Raw genomic sequence first — 14,945 nt, forward strand, 5'->3', positions numbered from 1 at the left:
GGGCCCTCAGCAGGCGCCGACCCACTCGTCCCCGCCGTCGGCGAACGTCTGGTGCTTCCAGATCGGCACCTGGGCCTTGAGGTCGTCGATCAGGCGCCGGCACGCCTCGAACGCCTCGCCGCGGTGCGGGCAGGACGCGGCGACGACGACGGCGAGGTCGCCGATCCGCAGGTCGCCGACGCGGTGCACCGCGGCGAGGGCCCGGACCGGGAAGTCGGCGGCGACCTTCTCCATGACGGCGCGCAGTTCCCGTTCGACCGTGGGGTGCGCGCTGTAGGCCAGGGCGCTGACCGCGCGCGCGTGGTCGGAGTCGCGCACGGTCCCGACGAACAGGGCGGTGCCGCCGGCGCCGGGGTCGCCGACGGCGGCGAACACCTCGTCCACCGACAGGGGCGTGTCGCGGATGCCGATCAGCCTGATGACGTCGCTCACGTCCCGCAGGCTACCCCGCCGAACCGGTGTCGGGCTCGGCCGCCGCCGCCGGTTCCGGCTCGTCCGGTTCGAGCGTCGCGGCCAGGGCCTCGGCGAGGGCGGGGACGAGCTCGGGCCCGGCGAGCACCTCGTCGTCGGCCTCGTGGCGCCGCAGCCGCAGCGCGGAGTGGCGGGTGCCGTCCCGCAGCACGCCGACGATCATGCGGACGTCCTCGCGGGAGGGGTGCTCGGCGGCGTACGCGGCGGCCTCCGACTCGTCCTCGGGGATGCCGTCCTCGGCGTCCGGCGGCAGGACGACCCGTTCGAGCACGAGGGCGCAGCCCGCGACCGCGTCCGGCCAGGCGATGGTGGCGAGGGCGTCCTCGACGGCGGCCTGCTCGGGCAGGGCGGGCTGCTCCAGCGCGGCGAGGGTCTCGGCGTCCGGCGCCAGCCCGAGCTGGTCGGCGAGCTCGGGCTCGGCCTGGCGCAGCTCGCCGCTGCGCACCAGCGCGTAGAGGCGCGGCGGACGGTCCCAGCCCTCCTGGGCGGTGTGGCGTTCGAGGTCCAGTACGACTTCTTCCAGAAGACTCACGGGGCCATCTTTCCCCCAATCGCGCACCGGAATTGCCGGAACGGCCCCGGATCGGGCCGGGGACATGCGGGAACCCCCGCCGGGTCGGTAAGTTGCATACACAGCACCGGCGGGCCGCCGGTGGGCGAGACCTTGAACGGAGGGGCCCTTGACCTTCCGGACTCCCGGCTTCGGGCGCCGGCTCGGAACCGGCCGGACGAGGCTGGTGCTGCCGGTCCTGGTGGCACTGGCGCTGCTGCTGATCGTCTTCATCGTGTACACGGCGGTCTGGACGAACCTGCTCTGGTACAGATCGGTCGGGTTCGAGGAGGTCTACACGACGCAGCTCCAGGCGCGGGCCGTCCTGTTCGCCGGCTCCGGCCTGTTCATGGCCCTCGTCGTCGGCGCCAACGTGGTGGTCGCGCACCGGCTCCGCCCCGCGTACCGGCCGCTGTCGGTCGAGCAGCAGGGGCTGGAGCGCTACCGGACGGTCATCGACCCGCGCCGCAGGCTGATCATGGCGGGCACGCTCGGGCTGCTCGCGATCCTGACCGGCTCGTCGGTGTCGGGGCAGTGGCCGGTCTGGCTGGCGTTCCTCAACCGGACGTCGTTCGGGGAGAAGGACCCGCAGTTCCACAAGGACATCTCGTTCTACGTCTTCACCTACCCGTTCCTGCGGCTGGTGCTGGGCGTGGTGTTCGCGACCGTGATCCTGTCGGTGCTGGCCGCCGTGATGGTGCACTACCTGTACGGGGGGCTGCGGCTCCAGGGGCCGGGCGACAAGGCGAGCCCGCCCGCGCGCGCCCACCTGTCGGTGCTGGTCGGCCTGTTCGTGCTGCTGAAGGCGTTCGCCTACTGGTTCGACCGCTACGGGCTCGTCCACTCCGAACGGGGCGTCACGACGGGCGCCTCGTACACCGACGTCAACGCGCTGCTGCCCGCCAAGACGATCCTGGCCGTCATCGCGGTGATCTGCGCGGTGATGTTCTTCAGCAACCTGATGCGGCGCGGGATGATGCTGCCCGGCGTCGGCTTCACGCTGCTGGTGCTGTCGGCGATCCTGGTCGGCGGCCTGTACCCGCTGCTGATCCAGAGGGTCCAGGTCGGGCCGGACGAGCTGGCCAAGGAGCGGCAGTTCATCCAGCGCAACATCGCCCAGACCCGCAAGGCGTACGGCGTCGCCGACGTCCGGCCCGAGCCGTACGGGACCAGGCCGGAGACCGACCCGAAGAAGCTCGCGGACCGGCGCGGCGAGCACTCCGGGGTGCGGCTGCTCGACCCGGCGGTGGTCGGCCCGGCGTTCCAGCAGCTCCAGCAGATCCGCGACTTCTACAAGTTCCCCGACACCCTCGACGTGGACCGCTACCTGATCGACGGCAAGACGCAGGACTCGGTCGTCGCCGTCCGCGAGTTGCAGGGGCCGCCGAACGGGCAGCGCGGCTGGGTGAAGGACCACCTGATCTACACGCACGGGTACGGCTTCGTCCGGGCGCTCGGCGGGTCCCTCAGCAAGGACGGCACGCCCGACTTCCAGCAGAAGGACATGCCGCAGAAGCCCGACGGCACCCCGCAGGTCGCCAGGCCGCAGATCTACTTCGGCGAGCGGTCGTCGTCGTACTCCGTCGTCGGCGGCCGGGGGCAGAACGAGCTGGACTACCCCGACGGCGCCGTCCAGACGGGGCAGCACGACCACACCTACGCGGGCGAGGGCGGCGTCAAGGTCGACTCGTTCCTGCGGCGGCTGATGTTCGCGACCAAGTTCCAGGACACCAACCTGCTGCTGTCGGGCGCGATCAAGAAGGACGCGAAGATCCTCTACAACCGGACGCCGCGCGAGATGGTGCAGCGCGCCGCGCCCTGGCTGACCCTCGACGGCAACCCGTACCCGACCGTCGTGAACGGCCGGATCCTGTGGGTCGTGGACGGCTACACCACGTCCAACGGCTACCCGTATTCCGAGACGCTCGGGCTCCAGGACGCCACCCGCGACACGATCACCGACACCCGTTCGGCGGTCGCGAAGCAGGCCGACCACCGGATCAACTACCTGCGCAACTCGGTGAAGGCCACGGTGGACGCCTACGACGGGACCGTCCACCTCTACCAGTGGGACGAGCAGGACCCGATCGCCAGAACGTGGATGAAGGTCTTCAAGAACGTCGAGCCGAAGGCGAAGATCCCGCAGGAGCTGCTCGCGCACCTGCGCTACCCGGAGGACCTGTTCAAGGTCCAGCGGCGCATCCTCGCGAAGTACCACGTGACGCAGGCCGACTCGTTCTACAACGGGCAGGGCTTCTGGGACGTCCCCGAGGACCCCAACCCGGCCAACAAGGGCAAGACGCAGCCGCCGTACTACCTGAGCCTCCAGATGCCGGCGACCGCGCAGCAGTCGGCGGCGCAGCCGCAGGGCGGCGGGCAGGCCCCTGGCGGGCAGGTCCCGGCGCAGGGGCCCCCGGCGACGGGACCGCAGGCGAGACCGGCGGCGCAGCCGTCCGGGCGGCCTCAGGAGCCCGATCCCCCGCCGGCGGCCCAGGAGCCGCGCTTCTCCCTCACGTCCGTCTACACGCCGCGCAACCAGCGCTACCTGTCGGCGTTCCTGACGGCCGACTCCACGCCCGGCAGCGGCTACGGCAAGCTCAGGCTGCTGGAGATGCCGAGCGTCGACCAGCCGGGGCTGAAGAGGCCGCAGGGGCCGGGCCAGGTCCAGCAGGCGTTCGAGAACGACGGCCCGATCCGGACGCTGCTGTTCCCGCAGCGCAACAGCGGCACCGAGACCAAGCTCGGCAACCTGCTCACGCTGCCGTTCGCGGGCGGGCTGCTCAACGTCGAGCCGGTCTACAGCCAGGCCACGCAGAGCAACCAGGCGCCGTACCCGACGCTGCTCGCCGTCCTCGTGAAGTACGGCGACGCGGTCGCGCACGGCAGGACCCTGGACGAGGCGCTCCGCGAGCTCTTCCGGGGCGGGGGCACGACGCCGCCCCCGCCGGACACCGGCGCGAAGGGCGGGAAGGGCGGGGCGATCGACCCCGAGGTGAGCAAGGCGATCAACGAGCTGGCGGACGCGATCAAGGCGTACGAGAAGGCCCAGGGGTCCCAGGACTACACCGAGATGGGCAACGCCTGGGCCCGCATCAAGAAGGCCCGCGACGCCCTGGCCGCCGCCCAGAAGGCCGCGCCGCCCGCGTCCCCGTCGCCGAACCCGTCGGAATCGCCGACGCCGTCGACGAGCCCGACCGCCAAGCCGTCCGGCTAGCGGCGCGGGCGCGGGCCGAGCCCGCCGGGTGCTTCCGGGCCCGGCGGGGCTCGGGTCAGCGGCGGCGCTTGCGGGCTCGGCGGATCGCGGCGGCGGCGCCGATGGCGGCGACCGTGGCGCCCGCCGCCGTGGCCATCGTCGCCTCCTTGCCGCCCACGCGGCGGCCGACGACGGCGTGCCGGCCCGCCGTCTCCTCCATCAGCGCGAGCAGGGCCGTGGCGTTGTCGTAGGCGGGCTTCCACCCGGCGGCGCGCAGGCGGGCGCAGTCGACCACCCACGGGTACGTGACGTAGGTGAGGTCGGTGGCGGGCGCGGGCGTCATGCCGAGCCGGTGCAGGCGCTGCGCCATGCCGAACGTGAGGGCGGCGGGCAGCTCGAAGCCGCGCTTGCCGGTGATCTCGATGACCTCCTCGGCGCCGAGCCAGCCCTCGCAGCCGACCGCGACCGGGCCCGGCACGTCCTCGACGACGACGAGTTCGAGGGCGGACGCCAGGTCCTCGACGTGGCAGAACTGCCAGCCGGGCGTGCTGCCCTTGACCGACAGCAGCCGGGGCGCCTCGAAGTGCCGGGTGATCACGGTGTCGATGCCGGGCCCGACGAGCGCGGCGGGCCGTACGACGGTGACCTCCAGGCCGGGGTGGGTGACCGGGGCGTTCGCCGCGAGGTCCTCGATCTCCAGGTAGTCGCCCGCGATGCTCGCGTTGGCCTCGGCGAGCAGCGGGGCGTCCTCGTTGAGGGGGATCCCGTTGTCGGGGCCCGCCCCGTAGACCATCGCGCTCGTGACGAGGACCACCCGCCGCACGCGCGCCGCCGCGGCGGCGGTGACGGCGGTCTGCGCGCCCCGCACGTTGTGGGTGCGGCGGTCGCGGGCGTCCGCCTCGGGCGAACGCTCGACGTCGAGGTTGACGATCACGTCCACGTCCGACAGCCGGTTGGACAGCAACGGGTCGCGGATGTCGACCACGCGCCAGGTGACGCCCGGCACGTCCCCCCGCTGCCCGTCGATCGCGACGACCTTGCGGATCTCCTCGCGCTCGGCGAGCCGGGCGGCCAGCAGCCGCCCCACCCCGGTGGCCGCCCCGGTGACGGCGACGACCGGGCCCTTACTACGCCGAGGGCGAACCTTGCCCGTTGCCACGGGGGTGCCCCCTTCCTCGTGTACGCGACTTCGCCGGGACCGGCTAACGTTGCGGATATGAGCCCATCATGCATCCCAGGGGCAAACCGATGAGTGACACTCCCTTCGGCTTCAACCGTCCTGGAGACGGGGACGACGACAAGCCCCAGGATCCATTCAAGGCCATGGGCGGCGACATGTCGCAGTTCGCCGACATGCTGCACCGCTTCGCCGACATGATCGGCGGCCAGGGTGCGGGAGGCGGCACGGGTGGCCCCCTGAACTGGGACCTGGCGAAGAACATCGCGCGGCACACCGTCGCCGAGCAGGGCGACCCTTCGATCGTCGACGCCGAGCGGCGCCAGGTGCAGGAGGCGCTGCGGCTCGCCGAGCTGTGGCTGGACGAGGGCACGACGCTCCCGGCCGGGATCCGCACGCCGCAGGCGTGGAGCCGGTCGGAGTGGATCGAGCAGACGCTGCCGGTGTGGGCGAAGGTGTGCGACCCGATCGCGTCCCGGATGGTCGAGTCCATGGGCGGCGCGCTCGGCGGCGCCGGGGACATCCCCGCCGACATGCAGGCGATGGCGGGCCCGCTGATCGGCATGGTCAAGCAGATGGCCGGGGCCATGGTCGGCGGCCAGGCCGGGCAGGCGCTCGGCGCGCTCGCCCGCGAGGTGACCGGCTCGGCCGATGTCGGCCTGCCGCTGGCGCCGAACGGCGTCGGCGCGCTGCTGCCCGCCGGGGTCGAGGCGTTCGGCGCGGGCCTGGAGGTCTCCGACGACGAGGTGCGGCTCTACCTGGCGCTGCGCGAGGCCGCCCACCAGCGGCTGTTCGCGCACGTCCCGTGGCTGCGCGCGCACCTGCTCGGCGCGGTCGAGGAGTACGCGCGGGGCATCACGGTCGACCTGTCGGGCATCGAGCAGGCCGTGCAGGGCCTGGACCTGAGCAACCCCGAGGCGCTCCAGGAGGCGCTCGGCGGCGAGATCTCCCTCCAGCCCGAGGAGACCCCCAGGCAGAAGGCGGCGCTCGCCCGCCTGGAGACCACGCTCGCGCTGGTCGAGGGCTGGGTCGACACCGTGGTCAACCAGGTCGCCGGGGACCGGCTGCCCGGTTCGGCGAAGCTGGCCGAGGCCGTCCGGCGCCGCCGGGCGACCGGCGGCCCCGCCGAGCGGACGTTCGCGACGCTCGTCGGCCTGGAACTGCGCCCCCGGCGGCTGCGCGAGGCGGGCGCCCTGTGGCGGCTGCTGACCGAGGCCCGCGGCACGCAGGGCCGCGACGCGGTGTGGGAGCACCCCGACCTGCTGCCGACCGCCGAGGACCTCGACGACCCCGAGGGCTTCGTCCACGGCCGCGACGAGATCGAGGGCCTCTCCGACCTCGACATCTCCGCCCTGACCGCGGGCGGCGGCGCCACCAAGGCCGAGAGCAAGGACGAGGACGGGCCCGCCGAGGACGCGGACGAGAAGGACGAGAAGGACGGCAAGGGCGAGGACGGCGGCGGGGAGCCCCGCTCGTGAGCTACCGGACGGGTTCGCGCGCCAGCGGCTGCCGCTACGAGCCCGACTCCTCGACCAACGTGATCAGGCGCCGGATCGCCCGCGCCCGGCTGTGCTGGCAGCGGCCGATCGACCAGGAGCGGCGGCGCCGCCACCCCGCCAACTCCCGTTACCCGCGCGTCGGGCGGACGTGACGTCCTCCCCCGGCCCCCCGGCCGGCGCGGCGGGCGGGGCGCTGCACGACGACGCCGTACGGGTCCTGGAGGCGTGGCGGGCGCCCGATCCCGAGCAGGAACGGCTCCGGCTCGACTTCCTCGGGCACCTCGGGACGTACGGCGACGGGCTCTGGCGCGAGTGCCTCCCCGGGCACATCACCGCGAGCACCGCCGTGCTCGACGCCGAGGGGTCCCGCGTCCTGCTGACCCTGCACCGCAAGATCAAGGCGTGGCTCCAGCTCGGCGGCCACTGCGAGCCGCGCGACGCCACGCTCGCGGGCGCCGCGCTGCGGGAGGCCACGGAGGAATCGGGCATCGCGGGCCTGCGCCTGCGCCCCGAGCCGGTCCAGCTCGACCGGCACCGGGTGCGCTGCCATCCGGACGGCACCACCTGGCACCTGGACGTCCAGTACGTCTCGTACGCCCCGGAGAACGCCCGCTACGAGGTCAGCGACGAGTCCGACGACCTGCGCTGGTTCCCCGTGGACGCGCTGCCCGAACCGACCGACGACGCCGTCCGCCGCCTGGTGGCGAGAGCCTCCGCCCTCCCCGCTAGACGTCCGCCGCCGCCCGTAGCCGGCCCCAGCCTGTTTCGCAGTGATCAGCCGTCGCGCGAGTGCGTTAACTGTCCGGAGAGGCGAAGCCGAAGGCGAGCCTCCCCTGACAGATCGCGAAGCGATGCAGCACTCGCAAAGCAACGGTCAGGCCGCGAGCCCCCAGGCGAGCGGCCTGGGCCGGGGCGTCAATCAACACTGCCCCCAGGCGAGCTGCCTGGGCCGGGGCTTCAATCAACACTGCCGCTAGGCGAGTGTCGTGGGCCGGGGCTCAAAACAGCACGGGTGGTCTCCCAGCCTTCCAGGCCGGGGTCCAGGAAGCGCAGGTCGGCGCGGGTGCGCAGGCGGTGCCAGCCCGGCCCCTGCGGCACCTGGCCGGGACGGGGCGCGGCGGCGCGGAGCCGGGCGAGCGCGTCCGGCGTGTCGAGCGTCACGGTCTCCAGGGCGGTGGCGAGCCAGCCGGGCAGCGGCAGGCGGGCGGCCAGCGCGACCAGGCCGTCCGGCACTCCCCCCGCGGCGCTCTCGGCCTGGCAGGCGGCGGCCGGCGCGCCGCCGAGCGCGCGGAACAGCTTGCCCACCAGCAGCGGCGGCAGGTCCGGCGCGTCGGGCGCGAGCAGCGCGGCCTCCTCGGCGCCGAGGGCGTGCAGCGCCGCGAAGGCCCCGGCGAGGGTGGGCTCCCGGACGATCGCCGTGCCGGGCCAGGTGACGGCCTCGGCGTCCGGCTGGTCGGGCGGGTCCAGGACGAGGGCGGGCGTGACGAGTTCCAGCCCGGCGGCGACCTCGCAGGTGTCCTCCAGCAGCGCGAGCCGGAACTCGGCGGGATCGACCCCCGGCGGCGCCTCGGTCCCGGGACGCGGGGACAGCACGGCCGCGTAGCGGGTCGAGGTCACCCGGCGACCCCGTGGTGCAGGTCGTCGCCGCGGTGCGGGGCGCCCGCGCGGTGCAGGGCGTCCCTGTCGCTGGCGTGCTCGTCGCCGGGCGCGTCGTCCTCCATCGGCAGGTGCGCCGCGGCGGCGACGCCCTCCAGATAGCCGCGGGCGCGGTCGGCCTTCGGGTAGTGGGCGACCAGGTCCCAGAAGTCGGTGCCGTGGCCCGGGATCAGCAGGTGGGCGAGCTCGTGGACCAGCACGTAGTCGACGACCCAGGACGGCATCCCGCGCAGCCGCGTGGACAGCCGGATGGTGCCGTCGTCGGGCGTGCACGAGCCCCAGCGGGTGCGCTGGTTGGCGACCCAGCGGACGCTGACGGGGTCGGCGCGGCCTTCCAGATAACGGCGGGAAAGCTCGCGGGCGCGCGTCTCAAGGTCGGCGTCGGAGGGCCGGCGGCGCCGTTCCCTTTCCTCCAGGCGTTCCAGGATGGTGGCGATCCACTGTTCCTCTTCGGCCTTGCTCAGCCTGGACGGCATCATCACCACCACCTTGTCCCCGTCGCGGTAGGCGGACACCGTCCGCCGACGTCGGCTGCTCCGGCGGACCTCAACGTTTGGGGCACGTCAGAACCGTACCCAAAATTTTGCGTCCTCCACAGGGGGTGTTTGACGTTTCCCCAGGTCAACGCGCTTGTTTTTACCTTTCTCCAAAGGGTTTCCACATGTTCTCCCTGTCCTTTCCACGCCGTCGCCCCAACGCTTCCCCACGGATCTCCGGGCGTTGTCCGCACCGCGCACAAGTCGGTGATGCACCCCACTCCCGCCTTCGGTTCCCACGTCGGCTCCGCACCGCCGGACGCGTTTTGTAAGGGCACACGGCGAGGCCCGGCGGCCAGAGCTTCTTTACGTATTCGACTGGGTACGTAGAGTGACAGCCGAATACCCGGAGGAGCAACGTGAGCAGGCGCACCACGAAACGGCACGACCCCCGCTCGACGCCCGCGCGGCCGAACGGCTCGCCGCCCGCCGCCGGGAGACCCTCGCCGGCCTCGCCGGCCTGTCCGGCGGCATGGACGGCGCGGGCGGGGCGGACGGCGGCGGCTCGGGGCGCGGCGGGTCCCGTTCGCTGGCCGCGCGTGTCGGCCGGGGCGTGGCGGGGGCTCTCGCCGGACGGGTCGCGGGCCGGGCGCTGGCCCGGTCGCGGGCCGGGCGGCCAGGCGGTACGGGGTGCCCGTCCGTACCCTGACGCGCGCCGTGGAGGTCGCCGCGCCGGTCGTGATCTCGTTCGCCATGGCCGGGGCCGCCAAGCGCAGGGCCCGCAGGCAGGCGCGGCGGTCCGGCCCCGGCGGGCGCGCCCGCCGGAACGCCGAGCCGCCCGGCGCCATGGCCCTCGACTGACCGTGCACGCGCCGACCCGGCGGACGGGCCCGGCGCTACTCGCCGGTGAAGTCCGGGCGGCGCTTCTCGCGCTGGGCGGCGATGCCCTCCAGCATGTCGCGGGACGTCATGGTCACGGGCTGGGCGAGCGACTCCCAGCGCAGGGCGCTCTCCATGTCGCGGTGGCCGCCGTTCGACAGGGCGACCTTGGTCAGCCGGGTCGCGACGGGGGCCTGCGCGGCGATCCGTTCGGCCACCGCGAGCGACTCGGCGAGCACCGCGTCCCGGTCGAAGGCCCGGTTGACCAGGCCGGACGCGGCGGCCTCGGTCCCGGTGACGGCGCGTCCGGTGAACAGCAGCTCGCGGGCCAGCGGCAGCCCGGCGACCTCGGGCAGCAGCCAGGTCGCGGCCATGCCCGGGTGCAGGCCGAGCGCGGTGAACGGGACGAGCAGCTTGGCGTCCCGCGCCGCGTACCGCAGGTCGCAGGCGAGGGCGAGGCACAGCCCGGCGCCGACCGCGTGGCCGTTGACGGCGGCGATCGTCGGCACCTCCAGCGAACGGATCGCCAGCCACGTCCGGTAGAACTCCAGCATCCGGTCGCGCAGCGCCGGCACCGATCCGGCGCTCTTGTCGGCGATCCAGCCGAGGTCGCCGCCGGAGGTGAACGCGCTGCCCGCGCCGGTCAGCACCACGCAGCGCAGCCCCGCGTCCGCGCGCAGCTCCGCCATGGCCGCCTTCCAGCGCTCGGTCATCGCGTCGGACATCGCGTTGCGCCGGTCGGGGTCGTTCAGCGTGAGGACGGCGATTGCGTCAGGCCGGCGTTCCACCACAAGCTCATCGGGCATGGCCCGCACCGTACCGAACGGGCCCGCGGCCGCTGCGGGCCGGGCGTGAGAAAGCGCACACTTACGCGATCGGCCCTGGTCGCGGGGGTGCGGCGATCGCGCACGTCAGGAATAGTTCCGGTCGTTGTGGCGCGAACGAGACCGCATCACCGACAATGGTCATCGTGAGCGATCTTCCCCGCCGCGCGGTGACGCGGTCAGCAAAGCTGGCGTCCCTCCCCCTCGGTTTCGCCGGACGCACCGCCCTCGGCGTGGGGAAACGCACGCTGGGCAAGCCCGCCGAGGCCGTCGCGATAGAGATCCAGGCGCGCACCGCCGAGCAGCTGTTCAAGGTGCTCGGCGAGCTCAAGGGCGGGGCCATGAAGCTCGGCCAGATGCTCTCGATCTTCGAGGCGGCGCTCCCGCCGGAGATCGCCGGGCCGTACCGGGCGACGCTCACCAAGCTCCAGGAGGCGGCCCCGCCGCTGCCCGCGTCCGCCGTGCACAAGGTGCTCGCCGAGGCGCTCGGGGACGACTGGCGCGACCGCTTCGAGTCGTTCGACGACAGGCCCGCCGCCGCCGCGTCCATCGGGCAGGTGCACAAGGGCGTGTGGGCCGACGGCCGCCCGGTCGCGGTGAAGGTCCAGTACCCGGGCGCGGGCAAGGCCCTGATCAGCGACTTCAACCAGCTCGCCCGGCTCGGCAAGCTGTTCGGCGTCCTGATGCCGGGCCTGGACGTCAAGTCGATGCTCGCCGAGCTGAAGGAACGCGTCGTCGAGGAGCTCGACTACACGATCGAGGCCGACTCGCAGACCAGGATCCGCGCGGCGTACCTGGACGACCCCGACTTCTACGTTCCCGAGGTCGTCGCCCAGGACGGCAACGTGCTGGTCACCGAGTGGATCGACGGGACCCCGCTCTCGAAGATCATCAGCGAGGGCGACCAGGAGACCCGCGACCACGCCGCGCTGCTGTACTGCCGGTTCCTGCTGTCGGGGCCGAAGCGGTCGGGGCTGCTGCACGGCGACCCGCACCCCGGCAACTTCCGGCTGCTGGCCGACGGCCGCCTCGGCGTCCTGGACTTCGGCGCCGTGGACCGGATCCCCGCCGACTTCCTGCACCGGATGGGCCGGCTGCTGCGCATCGGCACCATGTCCGACATCACCGAGGTCGAGGACGCGCTGCGCGACGAGGACTTCATCCGCGAGGGCGTGACGATCGACGCCGAGTCGCTCCAGGCGTTCCTGGCGCCGATCACCGAGCCGTTCGTCAACGAGACGTTCGCGTTCACCCGCGAGTGGCTGCGCGACATGGCCGCCCGGGTCACCGACCTGCGCCCGACCAACGTCGTCCGGCAGCTCAACCTGCCGCCGGAGTACGTGATCGTGCACCGCGTGCTGTCGGCGGGCACCGGCGTGCTGTGCCAGCTCGAATGCGAGATCCCCGCGCGCGCCGAGTCGCTGCGCTGGATCCCCGGCTTCGCCGACGAGGAGGACGGCGAGCTGGTCAGCGGCTGAGCCGCGCCGGCACCGGACAAGCGTCCGCCGAGGCGCCGAGGCCGGAGAAGCAGCAGAGCGGGGCCCGCGTACTGATGAGGTACGCGGGCCCCGCTTCAGGAGCGCCCGGTGAGGGGATCACCGGGCGCCCCGGACGCCCGCCGGGAGGCGCGCGACTCGCCAAACCATCCAAGAAGGACGAGCGGGCCTGCGACCGGCCGGGCCGAAGACGGTGGCCGCCCCTAACGCCAGGGGACGGACTCGCCGACCCGCGGCGCGACGCGGGCGAGAGGGGGCCCTCACCCGCGCCGCGCCACGGTCCAGCGAACAGATCGTTAGCGGACGGGGGGACGGACGGGTCGGACGGTCGGTAGCGGCGGACCGCGCTCGGACGGTCGGTAGCGGCGAGGCCGCGGACTGACGGTCGGTTACGGCGGGCCGCGGACGGACGGTCGGTCGCGGCGGGCCCGCAGACGGACGGGTCGGACGGTCGGTAACGGCGGGCCCGCAGACGGACGGTCAGTGGCAGCGGGCCCGCGGACGGACGGTTGGTAGCGGCGGGGCCGCAGACGGACGGGTCGGATGGTCGGTTGCGGCGGGGCCGCGGATGGACGGTCAGTGGCGGCGGGGGTGCGGGACGTACGGGTCCGCGGTCCCGGCCGGCTGGGCGGTGGAGGTCGGCGCGAGCAGGGCGCGCCGCACGCGGGCGGACCGCGTGCGGGCGTCCCGGCGGGCGCGCCGTACGGCGCGCACCCGAGCGGCCATCAGGCGCCGCTCGGCCTCCTCGTTCAGGTCCCGGGCCAGGTCCCGGGACGGCTCCTCGGCGAGCAAGGTCTTCTTCTCTCCCTCGGCGGCCCGGGGAGGCGACCCCGGCGTCGGGGTCGCGCTCCACGGGTCCGCGTGGCCGGGTCCGGTCACGGCGGCGGGCATCAGGCCCGCGCGCCGGCCTCGTCCGGGAGCGGGTGCTTCCGCGGGCGGCCACGCGGCCGCTTGCGGGGCACGATGACGCCGCGGACGAACAGTTCGCCGCCCCAGACGCCCCAGGGCTCGTTGCGCTCCAGCGCTCCGGCGAGGCACTCCTTGCGGAGCGGGCACTCCAGGCACAGGGCCTTGGCGAGCTCGACGTCGGCGGGCGCCTCGGCGAAGAAGAGTTCCGGGTCGGTCCGGCACGGAAGCGTGAGGTCCTCCTCGCTCACTGCGAGAGCCCCCTGCATCACAGTCACCCTGTTTCCTCTCGTTGGATCTCAACGGGTCGTGTCGGTCGGGTTGTCCGGGCAAATAAGAAGGCCGCGGATCCGGTGTCGGATCCGCGGCCTGGGGGCTTGCCGGTGTCTTTCTAGACCGGTCGCCTCCAGGGGTACGGACCCGACGCGCCACCCTTGGCGGAGGGGGCGTGGGCCGGAGCCGGGATGGACATGTCCTCGTTCTCGGTGCCGAAGACAGTCCGCCCCTGCTCGTCCTGGACTCGCTGCTCGTCGCGCAGATCACGCAGTCGCGTGCCGAAGCCGCCGAAGCCGCCATTGGCCGCGAGCGCGCCATTGATCCGCTGGTCGATCCGCGTGCCGTCGAGCGCCACGCCGCCATAGCGGGTGCCGGCGCCGCTCAGCGGCGCCTCGCCGGACGCGAGGACGGACCAAGCCGAGGTCGCCGGGCAGGCGGCGGTCCAGGACTGGCCTGATTTGGTCATCACGATGCTCACCGGACTGCACACCACCTTCCTGGCTACTCGGGCCGATCGGATCTCAAGATCCTCGCGGCACGGCCGTCTGAATGCTCGCGTCGAGCGTACGGGGACCTCGGCGAATCAATCAAGGTATTTTTGACCTGCGGTTTTGTGGGTCACTTCACCCCGGCGGGGCGGTCAGGAGTCGGAGACCCTGACCAGGCCCTCCTGCATCACCGACACGACCAGGTCGCCGGAGCGGGTGAAGACCTGCCCGCGGGCGAGGCCGCGCGCGCCGCCCGCGAACGGCGTGTCCTGGTAGTACAGCAGCCAGTCGTCCGCGCGGAACGGCCGGTGGAACCACATCGCGTGGTCGAGGCTGGCGCCCATCGTCCGCTTGTCGCCCCACGCGAGGCCGTGGTTGAGCAGGACGGTGTCGAGCAGCGTCATGTCCGACGCGTACGTCATCAGGCACACGTGCAGCATCGGGTCGTCCGGCAGCTCGCCGTCGACCTTGAGCCACACCTTCGACTCGGGGGTCGCGAGGCTCGGGTCCTTGGCGGCCTCCCACGTGAGCGGGGTGACGTGCCGGACGTCGAACGGGCGGCGGCCGACGAACGCGTTGGCGGCGCGCTCCCCGAACACCGGGGTGAGCCGCTCGACCGCGTGCGGGAGCGTCTCGGGCGCGGGCGCGTCGGGCATCGCCGCCTGGTGCGCCGGGCCGTCCTCGACGATCTGGAACGACGCCGACAGGCTGAAGATCGCCTTGCCGTGCTGGACGGCGAGGACGCGGCGGGTGGTGAAGGACCGCCCGTCCCGGACGCGGTCGACCGTGTAGACGATCGGGACGAGCGGGTCGCCGGGGCGGATGAAGTAGGCGTGCAGCGAGTGCACGGGGCGGTTGACCGGGACGGTCCGTCCGGCGGCGACGAGCGCCTGGCCCGCGACCTGGCCGCCGAACACGCGCTGCTGGCGGTCCTCGGGACTGCGCCCTCGGAAGATGTCGTTCTCGATCTGCTCGAGGTCCAGCAGGTCGAGCAGGGCCTTCAGAGTCTCCTTCACAGCGGCCAGTCTCCCAAAGGGGCCCGAGTGAGCGGGGT

At 73.4% G+C, this 14,945-nt stretch carries 16 protein-coding genes and 1 pseudogene; 7 read left to right on the forward strand and 10 right to left on the reverse strand.

The window, feature by feature from the left end; translation table 11 throughout:
* Nucleotides 1–6: 6 nt before the first annotated feature.
* Both GEV43_RS06570 and GEV43_RS06575 read right to left on the reverse strand, forming a co-directional pair.
* Nucleotides 7–432, reverse strand: a complete 426-nt coding sequence (locus GEV43_RS06570) for a molybdenum cofactor biosynthesis protein MoaE (RefSeq protein WP_309239485.1) — start codon at nt 430–432, stop codon at nt 7–9.
* Between the two features lie 10 nt (nt 433–442).
* Nucleotides 443–1,003 carry a PPA1309 family protein gene (locus GEV43_RS06575; protein WP_160819913.1) on the reverse strand — a complete coding sequence of 187 codons (561 nt, stop codon included), beginning with the start codon at nt 1,001–1,003 and terminating at the stop codon, nt 443–445.
* Between the two features lie 148 nt (nt 1,004–1,151).
* Between GEV43_RS06575 and GEV43_RS06580 the strand changes: the two genes are divergently transcribed.
* Nucleotides 1,152–4,235 carry a UPF0182 family protein gene (locus GEV43_RS06580; RefSeq protein WP_160819914.1) on the forward strand — a complete coding sequence of 1,028 codons (3,084 nt, stop codon included), beginning with the start codon at nt 1,152–1,154 and terminating at the stop codon, nt 4,233–4,235.
* A 55-nt stretch (nt 4,236–4,290) separates the two neighbouring features.
* On the opposite strand, the gene GEV43_RS06585 is transcribed toward GEV43_RS06580, so the two are convergent.
* Nucleotides 4,291–5,373: an NAD-dependent epimerase/dehydratase family protein gene (locus tag GEV43_RS06585; RefSeq protein WP_160819915.1), complete on the reverse strand. Its 1,083-nt coding sequence runs from the start codon at nt 5,371–5,373 to the stop codon at nt 4,291–4,293.
* A gap of 89 nt (nt 5,374–5,462) precedes the next feature.
* Between GEV43_RS06585 and GEV43_RS06590 the strand changes: the two genes are divergently transcribed.
* The 3 genes and pseudogenes from GEV43_RS06590 to GEV43_RS06600 all read left to right on the forward strand — a co-directional run.
* Nucleotides 5,463–6,869: a zinc-dependent metalloprotease gene (locus tag GEV43_RS06590; protein WP_160819916.1), complete on the forward strand. Its 1,407-nt coding sequence runs from the start codon at nt 5,463–5,465 to the stop codon at nt 6,867–6,869.
* Nucleotides 6,866–7,042: a hypothetical protein gene (locus tag GEV43_RS06595; RefSeq protein ID WP_160819917.1), complete on the forward strand. Its 177-nt coding sequence runs from the start codon at nt 6,866–6,868 to the stop codon at nt 7,040–7,042. Before GEV43_RS06590 ends, GEV43_RS06595 begins: the two co-directional genes overlap by 4 nt.
* A pseudogene (locus GEV43_RS06600) lies at nt 7,039–7,608 on the forward strand (NUDIX hydrolase); the annotation flags it as partial. The gene GEV43_RS06595 and the pseudogene GEV43_RS06600, both read left to right, overlap by 4 nt.
* 239 nt (nt 7,609–7,847) lie before the next feature.
* On the opposite strand, the gene GEV43_RS06605 reads toward GEV43_RS06600, so the two are convergent.
* Both GEV43_RS06605 and GEV43_RS06610 read right to left on the reverse strand, forming a co-directional pair.
* Entirely contained in the window at nt 7,848–8,507 is a 660-nt protein-coding gene (locus GEV43_RS06605) for a hypothetical protein (RefSeq protein WP_309239486.1), read from the reverse strand.
* Entirely contained in the window at nt 8,504–9,061 is a 558-nt protein-coding gene (locus tag GEV43_RS06610; RefSeq protein WP_160819918.1) for a M48 family metallopeptidase, read from the reverse strand. The genes GEV43_RS06605 and GEV43_RS06610 overlap by 4 nt, the downstream gene beginning before the upstream one ends.
* A 352-nt stretch (nt 9,062–9,413) precedes the next feature.
* Between GEV43_RS06610 and GEV43_RS06615 the strand changes: the two genes are divergently transcribed.
* Both GEV43_RS06615 and GEV43_RS06620 read left to right on the forward strand, forming a co-directional pair.
* A complete protein-coding gene (locus GEV43_RS06615) occupies nt 9,414–9,731 on the forward strand; it encodes a hypothetical protein (RefSeq protein ID WP_160819919.1) in 318 nt (105 codons plus the stop codon).
* Entirely contained in the window at nt 9,713–9,883 is a 171-nt protein-coding gene (locus GEV43_RS06620) for a hypothetical protein (protein WP_160819920.1), read from the forward strand. Before GEV43_RS06615 ends, GEV43_RS06620 begins: the two co-directional genes overlap by 19 nt.
* 35 nt (nt 9,884–9,918) lie before the next feature.
* Here GEV43_RS06620 and GEV43_RS06625 read toward each other — a convergent pair whose 3' ends face one another.
* The gene (locus GEV43_RS06625) at nt 9,919–10,707 is read right to left on the reverse strand and encodes an enoyl-CoA hydratase/isomerase family protein (protein WP_160819921.1); all 789 of its coding nucleotides are present in this window, start codon (nt 10,705–10,707) and stop codon (nt 9,919–9,921) included.
* A 164-nt stretch (nt 10,708–10,871) separates the two neighbouring features.
* On the opposite strand from GEV43_RS06625, the gene GEV43_RS06630 reads away from it, so the two are divergent.
* A complete protein-coding gene (locus tag GEV43_RS06630; RefSeq protein WP_309239487.1) occupies nt 10,872–12,203 on the forward strand; it encodes an AarF/ABC1/UbiB kinase family protein in 1,332 nt (443 codons plus the stop codon).
* Nucleotides 12,204–12,797: 594 nt separating this feature from the next.
* On the opposite strand, the gene GEV43_RS06635 is transcribed toward GEV43_RS06630, so the two are convergent.
* The 4 genes from GEV43_RS06635 to tesB form a co-directional block, all read right to left on the reverse strand.
* Entirely contained in the window at nt 12,798–13,100 is a 303-nt protein-coding gene (locus GEV43_RS06635; protein ID WP_160819923.1) for a hypothetical protein, read from the reverse strand.
* 11 nt (nt 13,101–13,111) lie between these two features.
* Nucleotides 13,112–13,396 carry a WhiB family transcriptional regulator gene (locus tag GEV43_RS06640; protein WP_160819924.1) on the reverse strand — a complete coding sequence of 95 codons (285 nt, stop codon included), beginning with the start codon at nt 13,394–13,396 and terminating at the stop codon, nt 13,112–13,114.
* 122 nt (nt 13,397–13,518) lie between these two features.
* Nucleotides 13,519–13,881: a hypothetical protein gene (locus GEV43_RS06645; RefSeq protein ID WP_160819925.1), complete on the reverse strand. Its 363-nt coding sequence runs from the start codon at nt 13,879–13,881 to the stop codon at nt 13,519–13,521.
* 162 nt (nt 13,882–14,043) lie between these two features.
* Nucleotides 14,044–14,907 carry an acyl-CoA thioesterase II gene (gene tesB, locus GEV43_RS06650; RefSeq protein WP_160819926.1) on the reverse strand — a complete coding sequence of 288 codons (864 nt, stop codon included), beginning with the start codon at nt 14,905–14,907 and terminating at the stop codon, nt 14,044–14,046.
* Between the last annotated feature and the right edge of the window lie 38 nt (nt 14,908–14,945).

The organism is Actinomadura sp. J1-007 (assembly GCF_009793335.1).
In the GTDB taxonomy this organism is placed as follows: Bacteria; Actinomycetota; Actinomycetes; order Streptosporangiales; family Streptosporangiaceae; genus Spirillospora; species Spirillospora yumaensis.

Bases quoted from the DNA above. Each gene is read 5' to 3' on its own strand.
- GEV43_RS06640 (WP_160819924.1), bottom strand. From the start codon at position 13,396: ATGCAGGGGGCTCTCGCAGTGAGCGAGGAGGACCTCACGCTTCCGTGC.
- GEV43_RS06590 (WP_160819916.1), top strand. From the start codon at position 5,463: ATGAGTGACACTCCCTTCGGCTTCAACCGTCCTGGAGACGGGGACGAC.
- GEV43_RS06625 (WP_160819921.1), bottom strand. From the start codon at position 10,707: ATGCCCGATGAGCTTGTGGTGGAACGCCGGCCTGACGCAATCGCCGTC.